Raw genomic sequence first — 19,552 nt, 5'->3', positions numbered from 1 at the left:
ATAAAATCCGATTCCCCTTCTTTTGAATGATAGACAAATCTTCAGTTTCGTAATGTCTCGGTTGTTCGAGCATCAGGATTTCAAGGGTAGAGAAGGTTTAAGAATAAAAGGGCATGAGTCCGGTTCCATACCGAACTCATGCCCAAGCAGCTGATTCATTATGCCTATTTATGCCTGCCTTTTTAGATTTAAATTTCGATAAAGACAATCTTGTTTATCAATTATTTCACAATGTGAATAGGTGTTCCGAGTGCTACTTCCGCCGCTTCCATTGCAATTTCGCCCAGCGTTGGATGAGCGTGAATTGTCATGGCTACATCCTCTGCTGTCATACCTGCTTCAATCGCAAGACCAAGCTCGGCAATCATATCTGATGCGCCTGTTCCGGCAATTTGTGCTCCGATGATCAGCCCGTCTTCCTTGCGGGTAACCAGTTTCACAAAGCCGTCCGTATTGTTAAGCGCTAATGCCCGGCCATTTGCGGCAAACGGGAATTTCGCCGCCACTGTCTCGAAGCCCTCTTCTTTCGCTTCTGCTTCTGTATAGCCGACAGTCGCGAGCTCTGGCTCCGTAAAGCAGACAGCCGGAATCCCCATATAATCGATTTCCGACTTTTTGCCGGAAATGACTTCCGCAGCAATTTTACCTTCATAAGAAGCTTTATGAGCTAATGGAGGCCCTTGAACAATATCGCCAATGGCGAAAATATTCGATACGCTTGTGCGGCATTGCTTGTCGATTTCGATTAATCCACGTTCTGTTAGCTTAATGCCCACTTGCTCTAATCCAAGCTCATCCGTATTCGGCTTGCGGCCTACAGTTACCAATACATAATCCGCTTCTACTTTTTCTTCTTTTCCGCCAGCTTCATATGTAACAACGACGCCATTTTCTGTTGTTTCAGCTGATTTTGCCATGGCTTTTGTCACTACTTTAACGCCTTTTTTCTTTAGGTTGCGCTTGACAAGCGCTGTCATTTGCTTTTCAAATCCGCTTAGTATATCAGCCGCTCCCTCAAGAATGGTAATTTCTGTTCCCAGATTGGCATATGCTGTAGAAAGCTCTGTTCCGATATATCCGCCGCCAACAACGACCATCTTGCTTGGGATTTCTTTAAGAGCAAGAGCGCCTGTAGAATCAAGCACACGCTCTGAAAACTCAAAGTTAGGAATTTCAATCGGCCGAGATCCAGTTGCTATAATCGCATGTTTGAAAGTATAGGTTTGTGCGGAGTTTTCATCCATCACCCGCAGATTGTTAGCGTCAACAAAATAAGCTTCACCGCGCACAATATTGACTTTATTGCCCTTTAACAGGCCTTCCACTCCACCTGTTAACTTCTTGACAACACCGGATTTCCACTGTTGAACTTTTTCAAAATCCACGGTTACATTTTCAGCAACAATCCCCATATCATCAGAATGCTTTGCTTGTTCGACACGATGTCCGGCAGTGATCAAAGCCTTCGAAGGAATACAACCAACATTTAAGCAAACACCGCCAAGGTTGCTTTTCTCTACGATTGTTACTTTTTGTCCCAGCTGAGCTGCCCGGATGGCTGCTACATATCCGCCAGGACCCGCCCCAATTACAATTGTATCCGTTTCGATTGGAAAATCTCCTACTACCATTGCATTACGCCTCCATTAATAATAATTCTGGATCATTTAATAATCGCTTAATGTGGTTAAGCGCGTATTGAGCAGTGGCTCCATCAATCATGCGGTGGTCAAAGCTCAATGATAATGCTAACACAGGTGCGGCTACAATTTCACCATTTTTTACTACTGGTTTTTCAGAAATTCTGCCAATTCCGAGAATAGCTACTTCCGGATGATTAATTACCGGTGTGAACCATTGTCCTCCGGCGGAACCAATATTGGTAATTGTGCAAGACGCTCCCTTCATTTCTTCCGGAGCCAATTTTCCGTCCCGGGCTTTTTCAGCCAGCTCATTAATTTCATTAGAAATGGCGAACATCGATTTGCGGTCAGCGTGCTTAAGCACAGGAACTAACAGGCCTTTCTCTGTATCTGCCGCAATTCCAATATTATAATAATGCTTCTGAATGATTTCTCCTGCTTCGTCATCTAGGGAAGTGTTAAGAGCCGGGAATTCACGCAGCGCACTTGTCAAAGCTTTCACGACATAAGGCAAGAAAGTCAGCTTGACGCCCTTTTCTGCAGCCACTTCTTTAAATTTTTTGCGGTGAGCCCATAGTTTGGATACTTCCACTTCATCCATTAAAGTAACGTGAGGGGCCGTATGCTTAGAATTCACCATCGCTTTAGCGATCGCTTTGCGAATGCCGCTCATTTTCTCGCGGGTTTCAGGGAAATCACCTTCCACAGCCGGCTTATCCGCTGTTTTTGCTTCTTTAGCTTCGGCTGACGGAGTTTCTGCAGACGCGGAAACCGCCTCTCCGCTTTCTCCGGACAAGAATCGGTCGATATCCTCTTTCATAACACGGCCGTTCTTGCCTGATCCTGGCACTTGGTGAATATCAACATCGTTATCGCGAGCATATTTGCGAACAGACGGCATAGCGATCACGCGGCGGTTCGGATCCGCCTGCACCTGTTCAGCATCCGCTTGTTCCCCAGCACCTGTAGCCCCTTTTTGCTTCTCCATCGGCGCTTGCTCTTTATCCATTTCCTGTCCGGCTTCAGCGGTAGACTGCACCTGTTCTTCCGTTTTTTCTTCGCCGCCATGATCCCCCTTAAATTGAAGATCTTCATACCCTGGCGCGTCAAATTTAACAAGCACGTCGCCTACGACAGCTGTCTTTCCTTCCTCTACTAAAATATCCTCTACGGTTCCAGCAACCGGGGAAGGAATCTCCACTACCGCTTTATCATTTTGGACTTCACAAAGCACGTCATCCTCTTGCACTTTATCTCCGGGCTTTACAAACCATTTTACAATTTCGCCTTCATGGATTCCTTCACCGATGTCCGGTAATTTAAATTCAAAAGCCAAAGTCTTCAACCTCCTTAAATATTAACATTCTCCACGATTATGTGCATAGCCGGGCATATGGTTCAAACCCGCGGCAAGCGAGCTTGAACATGATGGACTATTAGAAATTAAGTACTTTTTTAGCTGTTTCCATGATGTCTTTAGCGTTTGGAAGCCAAACAGACTCAGCTTGTGAGAACGGGAAAACCGTATCCGGAGCCGTTACTCGCATCACTGGAGCTTCCAAGCTAAGAATAGCGCGGTCATTGATCTCTGCCACCACATTTGCAGCGATGCCAGCTTGCTTCTGAGCTTCTTGAACAACCATAGCCCGTCCCGTTTTCTCTACAGAACCAATGATCGTTTCAACATCTAGCGGCTGAATGGTGCGCAGATCGATCACTTCGGCAGAAACCCCTTCTTTTTCAAGAGCTTCTGCTGCTTTTATTGATTCATGAACCATCGCTCCATACGTGATGATAGTGAGGTCTTTTCCCTCTCTTTTTACTTCCGCTTTTCCTAATGGGATCGTATATTCCCCCTCTGGCACCTCCTGGCGGAAGGAACGATATAGCTTCATATGCTCTAAGAATATAACCGGATCATTGTCGCGGATGGCGGAGATCAGCAAGCCTTTCGCATCATAAGGAGAGGAAGGAATAACGACTTTCAGCCCCGGCTGCTGAGCTACAAGCCCTTCCAAGCTGTCGGCATGAAGTTCCGGCGTGTGCACGCCTCCGCCGAATGGTGAGCGAATCGTAACCGGTGCTGAATAAGCTCCCCCTGAACGATAACGGATGCGCGCTAGTTGACCGCAAACAGAGTCCATTGCTTCATAAAGAAATCCGAAGAATTGGATTTCCGGCACAGGGCGGTAGCCTTCTAAAGCTAATCCGATAGCCAGCCCGCCGATTCCAGATTCAGCAAGCGGCGTGTCAAATACACGGTCTTCACCGAATTCTTTTTGGAGACCTTCAGTGGCCCGGAAAACCCCACCGTTTACTCCCACGTCTTCACCAAAGACTAACACATTTTCATCATTCTTCAGTTCAGTGCGCAGAGCATCCGTAATTGCTTGGATCATTGTCATTTGCGCCATGGCTTACTTCGACTCCTTCTCTTTATAAATTTCGTATTGCTCTTTTAAGTTTGCAGGCATTTCTTCGTACATGATGGACATTAAATCCGTCACTTTTTGTTTCGGCGCCCCATCCGCCTTTTTAATCGCTTCTTTAATTTCTTCTTTTGCTCGCTCAATGACCTCCGTTTCTTTCGCTTCATTCCATAAGCCTTTGCTTTCTAGGAATTTGCGGAAACGCACGAGCGGGTCTTTCTTCTCCCATTCTGTATCCAAATCAGAAGAACGGTAACGTGTCGGATCGTCGCCCGCCATCGTATGAGGACCGTAGCGATAACACATCGTCTCGATTAAAGAAGGACCTTCTCCATTAAGCGCTCTGCTGCGGGCATCCCGAACAGCCACATAAACAGCAAGCGGATCCATTCCATCTACCAGCATGCTTGGAATGCCAGCGGCAACGCCTTTTTGAGCGATTGTCTTCGCAGCTGTTTGCTTATCACGCGGAGTAGAAATCGCAAACTGGTTGTTTTGGACGATGAAAATGGCTGGAGCATTAAAGGCACCCGCGAAATTAATGCCTTCATAAAAATCACCTTGGGAGGATCCGCCGTCTCCAGTGTATGTAATGGCCACTGCTTGCTTGCCGCGTTTTTTCAAGCCTAAAGCAACGCCGGCCGTCTGGATATATTGAGCGCCAATAATAATTTGAGGCGCGAGAACATTAACATCTTCAGGAACCTGATTTCCTTGGTAGTGCCCGCGTGAGAATAAGAAAGCTTGATACAGCGGAAGACCATGCCAAATGATTTGCGGAACATCGCGATATCCCGGCAATATCCAATCTTCCTTCTCCAGTGCAAAATGAGAGGCAATTTGGGAAGCTTCTTGCCCGGCAGTTGGAGCGTAAAACCCAAGCCGGCCTTGTCTGTTTAAAGAAATGGAGCGCTGATCCAATATTCTTGTATAAACCATACGAGTCATTAATTCCTGAAGCTGTTCATCCGATAATTCCGGCATGGCTTTGTCGTTAATAATTTCGCCCTCTTCGTTTAAAATCTGAAACATTTCGAACTGATCTTCAATCATCTCGAGTGTCTTTTTCGCATCAAACTGTGCATTCTTTTTCGCACTCATGAAAGCCACCTATCCTTTCTGTTTCCAGTTATGTCACTGCTTATTTTGCAACTTGCGAGAAATTCCATACCCGCTCTTGATCGGCTTGATCAAACTGGTGTATGCTGTTGTATGGTGTTTCTGTATTAGTGATTCACTTAACATGGACTAGTACAATAAGTTAATTACAGAGTTAGTTTATAATAGGAACATTCGCAAAGTCAAACAATATTAAACGTATTGGCCTGATTTTAAGAAAACCCTTTCATCCCCATGCATGATACCTGTATCAGTTTCGCCAATTATCTGTTATATAAAAAGCAAGAGCAGAAAAATACTGTTATATATTAGTTATTGCTTCTTTTATTTCCTTTTAGAGAAACCTTTCTCTTTCTCTTTATCCCTTTTAGCCGGCCCCAAAAACCAGGAACTTCTAACTTTTTGACTGTATTTCTTCCTCCCCCTCCCGATGTTGTCCTGAACAGCATGCTTATGAAAACGAAAAACAACCGAGCATGCTCCTTCGTTAACAATTTTGTATTTATTTGATAAACTGATAAGAAGGAATGGAAGCAAAGAAAGAGGGTTTAGTTATGCTAACGATGAAAGACATAGTTCGGGAAGGTCATCCGGTATTAAGAGAAAAAGCAGCTGAGGTGGCCCTTCCTGCTTCTAAAGAAGACCAGCGAACGCTGGAAAGCTTGATGGAATACGTAAAAAACAGCCAGAATCCGGAAACAGCCAGCAAATATGGGCTGCGCCCCGGCGTCGGATTGGCGGCTCCTCAAATCGGCGTCTCCAAAAGAATGATTGCTGTTCAAGTGTATGATCACAATCATTCCTTGCTTAGTTATGCGCTGTTTAATCCGAAAATTGTCAGCCATTCAGTAGAAAAAGCGTATTTATCTTCCGGAGAAGGCTGCCTCTCTGTTGACAGAGCTGTTCCCGGTTATGTGCATCGCTATGCCCGGATTACCGTCAAAGGCACAACATTAGAAGGCGAAGCAGTGAAATTGCGCCTGAAGGGCTTGCCAGCCATCGTGTTTCAGCACGAAATTGATCACTTGAACGGCATTATGTTTTTCGATCATATTAATCCGAAGGACCCCTTCCATATAGCTGAGGACTCCTTTCCGATTGAACGATAATCAATTGCCGGACAAAACAGTTAAGCTGCGCTTTCCATCGCTGGATTTTTCCGCCAACGATGGAAAGCGCAGCTTTTGTATTCCGTCTCTTGAAGGCTCCGCGCCGATTGAATCTCCGTCTCAGCGTCTGACCCTAGTCTTCTTGGAGCCAGCATGCATGAAACACTTACACCAGCTATAAACGGGGCTTTACAGCAGCCCCAATTTCTCAAGCGCAAGATAAATGCCGTCTTCAGCTACGTCCGCTGTTACGAAATCGGCTTTTGCCTTTATCAGCGGATGGGCGTTTCCCATGGCTACTCCTGTTCCAACCTCCTCCAGCATTTCCTTATCATTCAGTCCATCACCAAAAGCATAGACATCCTCCATTTTGAAATGCAGCTTTTCCATCATTTTTTTAATTCCGGCCGCTTTCGAGCCGCCTGCCGGTAAGATATCAACGGAATAAGGATGCCAGCGGATAAAAGTAAACTCAGGAAACGTTTCTTCATAAAAGCGTTCCTGCTCATCAGGACAAAAGAGCAGCGTTTGATACAGCTCATTGTCTTTATAGAAATCAGGCAGCGATTCGGGATGAGCAAACTTTAAACTGGCAAGACTGTCGTGAATATATGCATGATCAGAATGATTGGCCTTCATGGTAAGCTCATTCATGAAAACGAGCGGATGCCCCTTCTCCTGAGCCTTTCCTATTAGCCGTTCAAGCGGATCCGGCGGAAGAGGGTTTACATATATAACCTCATTCTCAAAAACAACATATTGGCCGTTGTAGCTGATAAACGAATGAATGTCGAGCTCTTTGCGCAAATCCTCGTACATAAACGGCGCTCTGCCGGTGGCAATAGCTGTATAGACCCCTTTATCCCGCAGCAAACGAACGGCTTCTTTCGTTTTAGCAGGCAGTGTTTTATCGTGATCAAGCAGCGTGCCATCTATATCAAAAAAGACTAATTTCGACATACTTTCCCCTCCCTTAAATGGCAGACTTTCGAATACAACCTATCGCAGATGCCCTGAAAAGTCAACGAAGAGAAGCGGGAAATACCGGAATTTCCCACCGTCTCTTCCCTATAAAAAGCGCCGGCTTGTCTCATACTATATATACGGCCGCCACAGCACCTCCAGTTTTTCTTTGTATTTGGACTGACTTGTGGTAAAATACAAGTAAGGAGTGATCCACTATGTTAAAGAAGCTGAAGAAAAAGCTTGCCAAACAGTGGAGAGACATGCTCAGAAGAAAATCAATCGCATAATAAAGAATGGTTGAGCCCTTCCTTTATGAAGGGCTGTCTTTATGTAGAAATGAAATGAATGTTTATCAAAACAGCATTTTGAGCAATGATAAAGTAGAACACATGAAAAAACATGCAACATTCTATATAATGAAATCAACATAATGGATGGCATTAAAAAGAACTGGATACTGCTATCATGCTAAGTATCAGTTTTGATATACAACTCGGATAAGGAGAGAGCCAAATGATTTATAAAGTTTATTATCAAGAAACTAAAGAAGAAATACCGGTACGCGAGCACACGAAAGTTCTATTTACAGAAGCAGCGTCCGAGCGCAAAGTTCGCCAAGCGCTAAAAAACCGCCCTTATAATGTTGAATATGTGCAGCCTATGGATGACGCATATCTCGAATATGAAAAGCAATCACCTGACTTCAAATTGGAGAAGCTGTAATCCATGAAGTTTGTTAAAAACGATCAAACAGCTGTATTTGCCCTAGGCGGTTTGGGCGAAATCGGCAAAAATACGTATGCAGTGCAATTTCAAGATGAAATTATTTTAATCGACGCAGGCATTAAGTTTCCTGAAGATGAATTACTGGGAATTGATTACGTTATCCCTGATTATACTTATTTAGAAAAAAATGCAGATAAAATTAAAGGTTTATTCATCACTCACGGGCATGAGGACCATATTGGCGGCATTCCATATTTGCTTCGCCAAGTAAACATCCCCATCTACGGCGGCAAGCTCGCCCTAGGATTGATCAGAAACAAGCTGGAAGAGCATGGATTGCTCCGTCAAACCAAAATGCATGAAATTCACGAGGACGATGTAATTAAATTCAGAAAGACATCTGTCACTTTCTTCCGGACTACTCACAGCATTCCGGATTCATATGGAATCGTCGTGAAAACGCCGCCTGGGAACATCGTTCATACAGGGGACTTTAAATTCGATTTCACACCGGTCGGCGAACCGGCCAATTTAACAAAAATGGCGGAAATCGGCAAAGAAGGTGTCCTTTGCTTATTATCAGACAGCACCAACAGTGAGGTGCCTAATTTTACAATGTCTGAGCGCCGTGTTGGCGAAAGCATTCAAGATATTTTCCGCAAAGTGGAAGGGCGGGTTATTTTCGCGACGTTCGCTTCCAATATTCATCGCTTGCAGCAAGTGGTGGAAGCTGCAGTGGAAAACGGCCGTAAAGTAGCTGTTTTCGGCCGCAGCATGGAAGCAGCAATTGAGATCGGATTGGATCTTGGCTATATCCGCTGCCCCAAAAATACATTTGTGGAAACCCAGCAGCTGAACCGTCTTCCAGCTCATAAAGTGACGATTCTTTGCACAGGGAGCCAAGGAGAGCCGATGGCAGCTTTATCGCGGATTGCAAATGGCACTCATCGCCAAATCCAAATTCAGCCTGGTGATACCGTCGTTTTCTCTTCTTCACCTATTCCCGGGAACACAATCAGCGTAAACAGAACGATTAACAGTTTATTCCGAGCAGGCGCTGAAGTCATTCACGGATCATTAAATGATATTCACACTTCCGGTCACGGAGGACAAGAAGAGCAAAAACTGATGCTCCGCTTAATTAAACCGAAGTTCTTTATGCCGATTCACGGGGAATACCGCATGCAAAAGACGCATGCCCAGCATGCGATCGATTGCGGTGTCCCCGAAGATCACTGCTTCCTGATGGATAACGGAGAGGTTCTTGCCTTAAGCAAGGATTCAGCTCACATCGCAGGAAAAATTCCATCCGGTTCCGTTTACATCGATGGAAGCGGGATTGGAGACATCGGAAATATCGTGCTGCGCGACCGCCGCATTCTTTCAGAAGAAGGACTCGTGATTGTCGTGGTAAGCATTAATATGAAGGATTACAGAATCGAAGCCGGTCCCGATATCATCTCCCGCGGATTTGTGTATATGCGTGAATCCGGAGACTTGATTTACGAAGCGCAAAATATGCTGAATAAACATATTCATAAAGTGCTGAATAAAAAGACATCCCAATGGTCAGAGATTAAAAATGAAATCATTGACACCTTGTCTCCGTTCCTTTATGAAAAAACAAAGCGCCGCCCTATGATCCTGCCTATTATCATGGAAGTATAGCAAGAGAAAAGGATGCAGAGACCTTCTGCATCCTTTTCTTCGCTTCTTTGGCTGTTCAGCTGTTCATCACTTTCTTCTCAAAGCGGTTAATATCCGTATCCGCTCCGATCACGATTAAGATATCATCCTTTTTAATCTCCTCTTCTGCTTGAGGTGAAATAAGGACCTCCTTATCCCTTTTAATGGCTACTATATTAATTCCGTACCGGGCGCGAATATCCAAGTCGATAATGGAATGGCCGGCAAGTAAATCATTAGCCACAATTTCCACAATTGAATGCTCATCTGATAGTTCCAGATAATCCAGAACATTATTGGAAATCATGTTAGTCGCTATGCGGCGGCCCATGTCCCGTTCTGGGTGAACCACATGATCCGCACCGATTTTTCTTAACACTTTTTCATGATAGTCATTTTGCGCTTTCGCTGTAATACGTTCTACGCCGATTTCTTTCAGCATTAATGTCGTTAAAATGCTGGATTGAATATCTTCTCCAATGGCTACAATGACATGGTCGAAATTGCGAATGCCAAGGCTTTTTAACACCGATTCATCCGTTGCATCTGCCACAACTGCATGAGAAGCGATGGCAGCAAATTCATTGACGCGATCTTCATCAGCATCAATCGCCATCACTTCCATACCGTGTTCTGACAGTGCCTTACAAATGCTCCCCCCGAAACGTCCTAAACCGATGACCACGAACTCCTTTTTCACAAAAATTCCTCCACTACTATTCCGATATTCATTGCCCTCTTATTTTAACACAAATGATTATTTTTTCCCTTTTACATAATCCGCGTCAAATAAGAAAAGCTTCATCAGCAAAATCAGCGATGGCACCAGCAATAATAACCCCAGCACAAAAGCGATCACGAGCGCAGTAGCCATCGAGTCGTTCGTCACACCTTCACTCAGTGTTACGTACGGATACAATATATACGGCAAGTGAGAGGCGCCGTAACCAAAGAAAGCAAAAAAGTATTGCAGCATGACCATAATAAACGCGGTGCCATATGCTTTTTTCTGATAGATGAACGCCGATGCCAGACAGAAACACAACAATGACAAAGCGAACATCCACCAATATTCCCCCACCGCTTTATTGAAATGGGTTTCGTTATGGCTGCGAAGAGAGAGGAATACAAGCAAGCTGGCTAAAATCGTCGGCGGACTCCATAAGAGAGCGAACTTTCTCAGCAGCTCTCTGGCTTCAATGTCCTTTGCCCGGTCGGCATAATAGGTTAAAAAAGTGGCGCTAATAAACAAAACGGAGACAATCGACAAGACCACCACACTCCAGGAGTAAGGACTGGAAAACAGTTCTTTCGCCAAAAAGACAACTTGGTCATTTTCCACTCTCAAAAATCCGCCCTCAGAAATCGTTAACGTCGTGGATAGGGATGCAGGAATTAATAGACCTGTCGCTCCATATAGAAATAAATAAACGGTGCTGCCCCGCGAACCGTAGTTGCCAAATGCGTAAAACGAGCCGCGGATAGCCAATAGAATAATGGCTATGCTGCCCGGAATAAGCAGCGCCGTACCGAAGTAATAAGCGGTGCTGGGAAAAAAGCCAACAATCCCCACAAAGAAAAAAACGAAAAAAACATTGGTGACTTCCCAGACTGGAGATAAATATCTGGAAATCAGCCCATTAATAATAGAATCTTTTTTCGTTATTTTTCCGTAATAAGCAAAAAATCCAGCACCAAAATCAATGGAAGCCACAATTAAATAACCGTATAAGAATGTCCACAAAACGGTTATGCCGAGAAGTTCTAAATTCATTCCTTCTTCCCTCCTCTACTAGTCAATCGTTCCATTAGGAAAGCGTTTTTCCAGTTCCGCTTGGGCCGGAGAGGATCGAAACATCCGGATCAGTACGACCACGCACAGTATGCCGAGGATGAGGTACAGCAAAGCAAACAGCACAAAGGTCAAGCCCACCCCGTTGCCGGTCGTAGCTGCTTCCCCTACTTTCATGTACCCTCTCAGTATCCATGGCTGCCGGCCGACTTCTGCATAAATCCATCCGAATTCAATCGCCAGCATGGTCAGCGGTCCGGATGCTGCAATCCCCAGCAAAAGCGGCTTGCTTAATTCATTCCACTGCTTCAGTTTAGAGGCCACTAAATAAAGACCGGAGATCCCCAAAGTGAAGAAGCCGATCATAACCATTAAATCGAACATATAATGCACCCAAAGCGGCGGCCGCTCATCTTCCGGGAACTCGTTTAATCCAATAACTTCCGTATCAAACGAACTGCCCGCCAAAAAGCTTAAAAAGCCAGGCAACCGTATCTCGTTTTTGATTTCATTATTTTCATTAATCGTGCCAAATAATATTAAATCGGCATTTTTTTCGGTTTCAAAATGCCACTCTGCCGCAGCCAGCTTTTCAGGCTGCTCAGCTGCCAAGAATTTCGCAGAAATATCGCCAGCCACCGTTGTTAATCCTGTAAAAATAAACGTGCAAATCATCGTAAGCTTTAACGCTTTTTTTTCATACGCGCTGCGTTTTCCTTTCAGAATGGCAAAGGCGGCAATCGCCGCTAAGATAGCAGCCGCTGTCATATAGGCGGAGGTTAAAACATGAAATACTTTCGAAGGCGTTGCCGGGTTAAACATCGCCGCAATCGGGTCGATATTAACCGCCTTCCCATCCTTCAGCTCAAAGCCTTGCGGCATGTTCATAAACGAGTTAACTGTTGTAATAAATAAAGCGGAGGCCGAGGAGCCAATGATGACAGGAATGGTCAATAACCAATGAACCATTCTGTTCTTAAAGCGATCCCATGTGTACAAATAAATGCCTAAGAAAATGGCTTCAAAGAAAAAAGCGAATGTTTCCATAAATAAAGGCAAGGCGATGACATGACCGGCCACTTCCATGAAGCTTGGCCACAGCAGTGATAATTGCAAACCGATGGCTGTTCCTGTGACTACACCGATCGCCACGGTAATGGTAAATCCGCGGGCCCATCTGCGTGCCAGCAACAAGTAATAAGGATCTTTCCGCTTAATCCCGAGGAACTCTGCAATGGATATCATGACCGGAACTCCGACGCCAATCGTTGCAAATATAATGTGAAACATCAGCGTCATAGCAGTCAGCATCCGGCTGAGCATGACATTATCCAGTTCCATTCGAATGCCCTCCTTTTTAAATAGGATCTACTTAAAGATCGTGTGACATATATCACATTACCCTCATTTTAGGAATTAAAGAGCAAATTATACCGATTCTTCATGACTTTTTCGTGACAAATGATCTTAAATAATAAAGGCCGGCTATTTAGCCGGCCTTTATTATTATTACTCACTTTGTTCTGTTTCATTCAATACGCGGTTGACACGCTTCTCCAGCATTTTCATGCCGCTGCCTCCCGCTTGGAAATGGCGAAGCTTACCGTCTTTATCAAATACGTAGTAAGCAGGAACATATTGATTTTCAAATGCGTCCGTTAATTTATGCTCACTGTCGACAAAAATCGGCTGTGTGATGCCATGCTCTTGTGCGACAGCTTTAATTTCATCCAAATCAAGATCATCTTCAGAGCGCGGCATATGCACCGCCACCACATTCAATTGGTCCTTAAAATCATCCCGGAAGCTATTCACTTGAGGCATAGCTTCTTTACATAGATGACAGCTAATCGACCAGAAATGAATTAATGTTGGCTTTTCTCCGATTAATTCATCCTTTGTCACTTCGCCGTTTAACCAGGCTACGGCTCCATTTAATTCAGGCATTGGTTCTCTTAATTTCATCCGATTCAGCCTCCTATTTTCAAAAAGGCCTAACTTTACGGTTAGGCCTTTCCATTCTGATTCAGCTTATTTTATATGCGCGTTCTTATAGGGTTTTTTGACCTGGCTTCCAGTTAGCAGGGCAAAGTCCGCCTGTTTGAAGCGCTTGAAGAACACGTAGAGTTTCATCTACATCGCGTCCGATGTTATTATGGTTCACTACTTGATATTGAAGTTCACCTTCTGGGTTAATGATGAACAATCCGCGAAGAGCAACCCCTTCTTCTTCAATTAATACACCATAGTCACGAGCAACTACATGATTGGTATCAGCCGCTAATGGATACTTAAGATCTCCTAAACCGTTATCTTTACGGTCTGTGTTGATCCACGCTAAATGCGTATGGATTGTATCAGTTGAAACACCTATTACTTGCGCGTCTAAATCCTCGAACTCATCAAAGCGGTCAGACATTGCAGTGATTTCTGTCGGACAAACAAAAGTGAAGTCCATTGGGTAGAAGAACAACACTGTCCACTTGCCATTTTTCATGTTTTCTTCCAGGCTTACTTTCCCAAATTCCTTGTTTGGCATTACAGCATCCATTTCAAAACGTGGAGCTTGTTTACCTACCATGCGTTCTGCCATAACTAAAATCCCTCCAAATAAATTTTATCTTATAAATGAGAAAGTAAATATATATTCTCATTTACTTCCCTTGCTACAATTACAATTATAAGCCATGCTTGTTGCACCGTCAACACTTATTTATAATAATTTTAAAAAAGAAATAAGTATAATAAATGCGCCAAGTCATTCTTTCCATAGGGTATCCTAATCATGCTTATTTAAACATCTCGTCCAATATTAAGTGTATCATGATTGAACCAAGAGACAAAATAATAAGCATTTCCCCACATTTATTTTGCTATTTGTTCAAAATATTTCGTAACGGCGGCAATGCCTGTACGGATCGCCCGCTCATCCGGATTCAGTTTGGCATGATGCAGGCCATAATCTGATCCTACCCCAAGCCAGAACATTAAACCGGGGATTTCTTTCAGCATGTAGCCAAAGTCCTCTCCCGTCATTGCTTCTTTGCAGATGACGACATTCACTTCCGCTAATCCTTTCATGCATTCGATAAATCTCTCAGCCACCGCCGGGTGATTGTTGACTTGATAATAATTGCAGCCGTAATCAATGAGCGCCTCACACTCAAACCCGACTTCTATCCCTTTGACGAGCGCTTCAATGCGTTTTTTCACTTCAATCATGGCTTCAGCTGAAAGCGTGCGAATCGTCCCTTCAATTCTCGCTTTTTCAGCGATGATATTTTGAACGGTTCCCCCGGTGATCTTTCCGATCGTTACTACTGAGCTATCGAGCGGATTGATGTTTCTCGACACGATCGTTTGCAGCTGAGTGATTAAATGCGCCGCCGCCACCACCATATCTTTCGTTTCATGAGGATAAGCAGCGTGCCCGCCCCTTCCTTTTAAATCCACATATAATTCAGAGGTATTGGCAAATAATAATCCGGCTTTGGTCGCAATGGTGCCGGCTGGATATTCAGGAGCAATGTGAAGAGCATAAATCTCATCGGGCTTCCACTGCTGCATGATCTCGCTTTCCATCATTGGCTGTGCGCCCCCGGGACCCTCTTCGGCAGGCTGAAAAATAAACAGTAAATCATCGTTTACTTGATGTTCTGCAAAATAAGTCAGCACGCCAAGCGCTATGCTCATATGCAGATCGTGGCCGCAGGCATGCATAGCCCCCGGATGACTGGAAGCAAAGGCCAACCCTGTCTCTTCCTCAATAGACAATCCATCCATGTCAGTGCGATACCCGATCGTCCGAACCGGCTGTTTCCCTTTAAGTTTTACAAAGATTCCAGTTCTCCACGTTTTCACTTCCATTCTTTCTTGCGGAAGCGTCTGTAAATAGTCCAATAAATAGCGCTGGGTTTTATACTCCTGAAAGCCCAGTTCAGGAATTTGATGCAAATCTCTACGTATTTTAATAAATGGATCAATAGACATGTTATTCGCCTTCACTTTCTTAAAAATAGACGTGAGCTGGCAGCTCACGTCTGTGATTGTTGAAAGGGATATCCCCTTTTCTCATGCAGACCACTTACAGCTTGCGAAGTTCCTGCATTATTTCTGTCTTTGATTTCGTTTTATCGTCAATTTTCTTAATGACTTTTGCTGGCGCACCGGCTGCAACCGAATATGGCGGAATATCTTTCGTCACAATCGCTCCAGCGCCGACGACTGAACCTTCTCCGATCGTTACGCCTTCCAGCACAACAGCGTTAGCGCCGATGAGCACATTATCTTCAAGAACAACCGGCTTGGCAGACGGCGGCTCAATAACGCCGGCAAGAACCGCTCCAGCACCCACATGGCAATTCTTTCCGACCGTTGCCCGTCCTCCTAGGACAGCGTTCATATCAATCATCGTTCCTTCGCCAATCACCGAGCCAATATTGATGGAAGCTCCCATCATAATCACGGCATTGTCCCCGATTTCCACTTGGTCGCGTATGATCGCCCCCGGCTCAATGCGCGCTTTAATTCCTTTCAGGTCGAGCAAAGGGATAGCGGAGTTACGGCGATCATTTTCAACGACGTAATCGGCAATTTTGTCTTTGTTCTTCTGGATCGCTTCTGAAATTTCAGACCATTCTCCGAATACGACCCCTGTTTTTCCTTCAAGAAAAGACTTCGCTGACGGGCCAAAGTCAATCCCTTCCAAGTCTCCTTTGACATAAACCTTCACTGGAGTAGCCTTTTTGCTATTGCTGATAAAAGAAATAATTTCGTTCGCATCCATCATTTTCACGATATGTATGCCTCCTCTGACTTCTTAACTGCTGCAAGCCATTTCACAGTAAGAACGGCTTGCATTTCTTTATAATTTAACAGAGCACAATCATTTTCACAAGATTTTTTCTCGCATTAGAGCGGCTGCTTAAATTCATTGATGATGTCAATAAATGCTTGTACTTGCCTCAGCTCAAACGCCGCATCGTAGCCGAGCAGCCATGTATCCCGCCGCAATGGCTGTCCATCTTGATCGAGCAAAGGAATTTTATACACTTCCCCGTTTGTTTCATTCAGCGTGATAGCCGGCAAAATCGCATAACCGATCCCGTTGAAAGCCATCTGACGGCAAGTTTCAATTTGGTCGACGATAATCGACTGTTTGGGAGCCGTTTGAAATTGGCGATGCCACCATTCCTGAATTTCTTGAAAATAAGTGGAATCGCTTTTAAATTGAATAAACGGCTTGCCCGTGTGCAACAGCTCTTCCACACGCCGGATCTCTTTGTCCACTAAATAAAGACTGTCTTCAAACAGATGTATTTTGCGCCCCTTCCAGTCCGGTGTTCCCCGAATGATTCCGATATGCACCTCTCCTTCATAGAGCGCTTTAGAAATGTCACTGCTCCATCCGGTCATTAGAGAAATTTTGGCATACGGATATCTTTCAACAAAGCGCTTCAGCACCTGCGGCAGCCAATTCTGTCCCACAATCGTTGCACAAGCGATCTTTAATGTGCCATGCACTTCTGACTCCAGCGATTGAATGCTCTCCAGCACTTTTTCTCTTTTCTCTATCATTTCTTTGGCGTATTGTACAATCATCTCGCCCGGAGGGGTTAAAGACAAGCCTTTCGTAGAACGATTGAATATTTTCGTTCCCCATTCTTTTTCAATGGATTGCAGACGCTGAGATAGTGCCGGCTGGGAAACGAAAAGCCGCTCGGCCGCCTTTCTCATATTCATTTCTTCAGCCAGCACAGTGAGCAGTTGAAACTCTGAATACATTAGCCATCCTCCTTCCATACATAAGCGATTTTATTCTTCTCTCTTTAACAATAATAATAATGAGAAGGAGACAAGCGCAAACAGAAAAACGGTAAAATAGACGGCTTGAAGCGAAATGGCCAGGCCTTCTTTCAGCATGCTTATGATTTCTTGAGAAAGAGCGTTTTGATTGCGTCCCAGCAGCTGATTAATGGAATCGATCGACAGCACCGGCGCATTCCCTGAAGACTGCGCTTCAAAATAATCCTGCAGCTTGCTGTTTAATACACCGCCCAGCAAAGCAGCTCCCACTGTGTTTCCCATGTTTCTCATAAACATATTGGCCGCAGTAGCCGCTCCCCGCTGTTCCCAGCCCACTGAATTTTGAATAGAGACGATGAAGGCGGTTGAAGTCAGTCCCATGCCAACGCCGATAAAAAAGGAAGAACAAGCAGCCCAAACAGGTCCCGCATCTTTCGTCATAAACAGAAACAAGACACTTCCGACAATGAGCGCCGCCCCGCCGATGACCGTCGTTTGACGATAGCCAATCGACAGCAGCATTCTGCCGGACAAAGTGGAAGCAATCGGCCATCCGATCGACATCGCCGTTAATGTGAAGCCTGCTACCGTCGCACTTTCCCCCATGACCCCTTGCACATAGGTCGGAAGAAAGCTTGATATGCCGATCAGCATCACCCCTGTCGTGAAGGACACAAGATTGGCAATCAGGATCGGCCGCATCTTCCACAGATTAAACGGCATCATCGGCGAAGCGGCTCGCTTTTCTTGCCGGATAAAGAGGACAAAGAAAACGGCGGCTGCCAGCACCAAAAGCATGGCAAACGATGACGTCCAGGCAAATTGAATCCCCCCTTCGACCAGCAAATACATGAGACAGGAGATGGCAATCAAGAATAAAAAAGTCCCCATATAGTCAATATCCGCTCTCTGCTTCTTCACATGCTCATGCAAGAAAAAAAGCAGTCCTGCTATAGCCAGCAAACCGAGAGGCAAGTTCATCCAAAACACAAACCGCCAGCTGACATTCTCTACAAGCACTCCGCCTATAGCTGGGCCGGTAACTGCTGAAATTCCCCACACGCTAGAAAGGTACCCTTGGATTTTAGCTCTTTCTTCTCTTGTGTAGATATCGCCCACAATCGTGGAAGCCACCGGCATGACCGCTCCTGCTCCTAAGCCTTGCAGCAAGCGGAAAAGAATCAGCTGCTCCATCGTTCCCGCCATTCCGCACAGAAAGGAGCCGATCAAAAAAAGGATAATACCCGTAATTAAAACCGGCTTGCGCCCATAGATATCAGAAAGCTTTCCGTAAATCAACACAGTAGCCGCATTCATTAATAAATAAGCTGAAAAAACCCAGCTATATAAAGAAAAACCGCCTAATTCTGCCACGATGGCTGGCATGGCCGTCGAAACGATCGTTGCCTCAATCGCTCCCATAAACATCGCTAACATCACTGCAGCAAGCACAAAAGGCCTCTTGGTGGCTTTATTTTGTATTGCTAACGCATCCTTCACTCCGATTTCCTCCTGTCCTTAAGCGGTCCATCCAAATAAAAAAGCCAGCCCCCGTTCAGCAGCAATGCAGCTTATGCTCTATAGCCGCATGAACTTGCTTTGAAAGGGAGCTTGACCCTTAAAGACCGTTTCAGCGCTTAAATTCTCACTTAAGCTGATCCACATGATGATTCAATTGCTTTAAAATAACTCTTCGGGTTAATATGCCTTGAAATTCCTTTTCTTCATTTACTACGCATAAAAAAGGATGATTGATTAAAAGGCCAAGGGCTTTTCTAAAATGATCGTGAATGGTCAGCCACGGCTTATCCGTCGCCATGACCTCCTCCACCTTCATATGCTCCAGCTTTTCAAATTCAATTCGTTCCAGCCCGAGAATGGGTTCAGTAATCATCGGCATGCTAATTAGTCCGTGAAGCTTGAATTTTGCGTCAAGCACTGGAATAGCCGTGTAGCCGCTTTTTGTCAGCACGAGCAAAGCATGCTCAAGATTATTGTCAGGCTGTACATGGGCTACCTTTTCTGCCGGAATAAGATAATCCATTATATTAGTTTGAAGAACATCCTTACTTTCAAAAGAAATCATCTAAATTCCCCTTTACACTTTTGTAAGCGCTTCAATCTATTTAGTCTCTGTTTTTATCATAGCAGAATAATTAGCTGAAATTCCATTCTCAGGCATAAAAAAACAAGGCTGACTCTTTAACGGATCGATGCCGCAACCTTCAGCCTGCCTTTTGTGAGCATATGAGTTTGTATTAACCATAAGGATGCTTC

Annotated in this window: 19 protein-coding genes; 4 read left to right on the top strand and 15 right to left on the bottom strand. The window is 44.7% G+C overall.

The window, feature by feature from the left end; all coding sequences use genetic code 11:
* Positions 1-221 precede the first annotated feature (221 nt).
* From lpdA to pdhA, 4 genes are all read right to left on the bottom strand, one after another.
* Complete coding sequence (lpdA, locus tag CEF20_RS05040; protein ID WP_100330769.1) at positions 222-1,631, bottom strand: dihydrolipoyl dehydrogenase; 1,410 nt, start codon at positions 1,629-1,631, stop codon at positions 222-224.
* A 4-nt stretch (positions 1,632-1,635) separates the two neighbouring features.
* The gene (locus CEF20_RS05035; protein ID WP_100330768.1) at positions 1,636-2,979 is read right to left on the bottom strand and encodes a dihydrolipoamide acetyltransferase family protein; all 1,344 of its coding nucleotides are present in this window, start codon (positions 2,977-2,979) and stop codon (positions 1,636-1,638) included.
* Between the two features lie 100 nt (positions 2,980-3,079).
* On the bottom strand, positions 3,080-4,057 hold the full coding sequence (locus CEF20_RS05030; protein ID WP_100330767.1) for an alpha-ketoacid dehydrogenase subunit beta: 978 nt from the start codon (positions 4,055-4,057) through the stop codon (positions 3,080-3,082).
* Positions 4,058-4,060: 3 nt separating this feature from the next.
* The gene (pdhA, locus tag CEF20_RS05025; RefSeq protein ID WP_100330766.1) at positions 4,061-5,173 is read right to left on the bottom strand and encodes a pyruvate dehydrogenase (acetyl-transferring) E1 component subunit alpha; all 1,113 of its coding nucleotides are present in this window, start codon (positions 5,171-5,173) and stop codon (positions 4,061-4,063) included.
* 572 nt (positions 5,174-5,745) lie between these two features.
* Between pdhA and def the strand changes: the two genes are divergently transcribed.
* Together def and CEF20_RS17035 are read left to right on the top strand one after the other, a co-directional pair.
* Positions 5,746-6,300, top strand: a complete 555-nt coding sequence (gene def / locus CEF20_RS05020; protein WP_100330765.1) for a peptide deformylase — start codon at positions 5,746-5,748, stop codon at positions 6,298-6,300.
* Positions 6,290-6,481 carry a hypothetical protein gene (locus CEF20_RS17035; protein WP_100330764.1) on the top strand — a complete coding sequence of 64 codons (192 nt, stop codon included), beginning with the start codon at positions 6,290-6,292 and terminating at the stop codon, positions 6,479-6,481. The genes def and CEF20_RS17035 overlap by 11 nt, the downstream gene beginning before the upstream one ends.
* An 8-nt stretch (positions 6,482-6,489) precedes the next feature.
* Here the strand turns inward: CEF20_RS17035 and CEF20_RS05010 are convergent, their stop codons facing one another.
* Positions 6,490-7,260: a Cof-type HAD-IIB family hydrolase gene (locus tag CEF20_RS05010; RefSeq protein ID WP_100330763.1), complete on the bottom strand. Its 771-nt coding sequence runs from the start codon at positions 7,258-7,260 to the stop codon at positions 6,490-6,492.
* Positions 7,261-7,779: 519 nt separating this feature from the next.
* Here CEF20_RS05010 and CEF20_RS05005 point away from each other — a divergent pair.
* Together CEF20_RS05005 and rnjA are read left to right on the top strand one after the other, a co-directional pair.
* A complete protein-coding gene (locus CEF20_RS05005) occupies positions 7,780-7,989 on the top strand; it encodes a DNA-dependent RNA polymerase subunit epsilon (protein ID WP_100330762.1) in 210 nt (69 codons plus the stop codon).
* A gap of 3 nt (positions 7,990-7,992) precedes the next feature.
* Positions 7,993-9,660, top strand: a complete 1,668-nt coding sequence (gene rnjA / locus CEF20_RS05000; protein ID WP_100330761.1) for a ribonuclease J1 — start codon at positions 7,993-7,995, stop codon at positions 9,658-9,660.
* A 55-nt stretch (positions 9,661-9,715) separates the two neighbouring features.
* On the opposite strand, the gene CEF20_RS04995 is transcribed toward rnjA, so the two are convergent.
* The 10 genes from CEF20_RS04995 to cbpB all read right to left on the bottom strand — a co-directional run bounded on the left by CEF20_RS04995 (position 9,716) and on the right by cbpB (position 19,361).
* Positions 9,716-10,378: a potassium channel family protein gene (locus tag CEF20_RS04995; RefSeq protein ID WP_100330760.1), complete on the bottom strand. Its 663-nt coding sequence runs from the start codon at positions 10,376-10,378 to the stop codon at positions 9,716-9,718.
* Positions 10,379-10,435: 57 nt separating this feature from the next.
* Entirely contained in the window at positions 10,436-11,452 is a 1,017-nt protein-coding gene (locus tag CEF20_RS04990) for a cytochrome d ubiquinol oxidase subunit II (protein ID WP_100330759.1), read from the bottom strand.
* An 18-nt stretch (positions 11,453-11,470) separates the two neighbouring features.
* A complete protein-coding gene (locus CEF20_RS04985) occupies positions 11,471-12,811 on the bottom strand; it encodes a cytochrome ubiquinol oxidase subunit I (RefSeq protein ID WP_100330758.1) in 1,341 nt (446 codons plus the stop codon).
* A gap of 168 nt (positions 12,812-12,979) precedes the next feature.
* The gene (locus CEF20_RS04980; protein ID WP_100330757.1) at positions 12,980-13,435 is read right to left on the bottom strand and encodes a TlpA family protein disulfide reductase; all 456 of its coding nucleotides are present in this window, start codon (positions 13,433-13,435) and stop codon (positions 12,980-12,982) included.
* Between the two features lie 85 nt (positions 13,436-13,520).
* Entirely contained in the window at positions 13,521-14,063 is a 543-nt protein-coding gene (locus CEF20_RS04975; protein ID WP_100330756.1) for a peroxiredoxin, read from the bottom strand.
* A gap of 272 nt (positions 14,064-14,335) precedes the next feature.
* The gene (locus CEF20_RS04970; protein ID WP_100330755.1) at positions 14,336-15,460 is read right to left on the bottom strand and encodes an N-acetyldiaminopimelate deacetylase; all 1,125 of its coding nucleotides are present in this window, start codon (positions 15,458-15,460) and stop codon (positions 14,336-14,338) included.
* 94 nt (positions 15,461-15,554) lie between these two features.
* Complete coding sequence (gene dapD / locus CEF20_RS04965; protein WP_100330754.1) at positions 15,555-16,265, bottom strand: 2,3,4,5-tetrahydropyridine-2,6-dicarboxylate N-acetyltransferase; 711 nt, start codon at positions 16,263-16,265, stop codon at positions 15,555-15,557.
* Between the two features lie 116 nt (positions 16,266-16,381).
* The gene (locus CEF20_RS04960; RefSeq protein ID WP_100330753.1) at positions 16,382-17,254 is read right to left on the bottom strand and encodes a LysR family transcriptional regulator; all 873 of its coding nucleotides are present in this window, start codon (positions 17,252-17,254) and stop codon (positions 16,382-16,384) included.
* 30 nt (positions 17,255-17,284) lie between these two features.
* Positions 17,285-18,712: an MDR family MFS transporter gene (locus CEF20_RS04955; protein WP_100332004.1), complete on the bottom strand. Its 1,428-nt coding sequence runs from the start codon at positions 18,710-18,712 to the stop codon at positions 17,285-17,287.
* Positions 18,713-18,920: 208 nt separating this feature from the next.
* On the bottom strand, positions 18,921-19,361 hold the full coding sequence (gene cbpB, locus CEF20_RS04950; protein ID WP_100330752.1) for a cyclic-di-AMP-binding protein CbpB: 441 nt from the start codon (positions 19,359-19,361) through the stop codon (positions 18,921-18,923).
* Positions 19,362-19,552: the final 191 nt, after the last annotated feature.

Source organism: Bacillus xiapuensis, assembly GCF_002797355.1.
Classification (GTDB): domain Bacteria; phylum Bacillota; class Bacilli; order Bacillales; family Domibacillaceae; genus Bacillus_CE; species Bacillus_CE xiapuensis.
The sequence above is the reverse complement of the archived record's forward strand: the minus strand, read 5'-3'. Positions and strand labels throughout refer to the sequence as shown.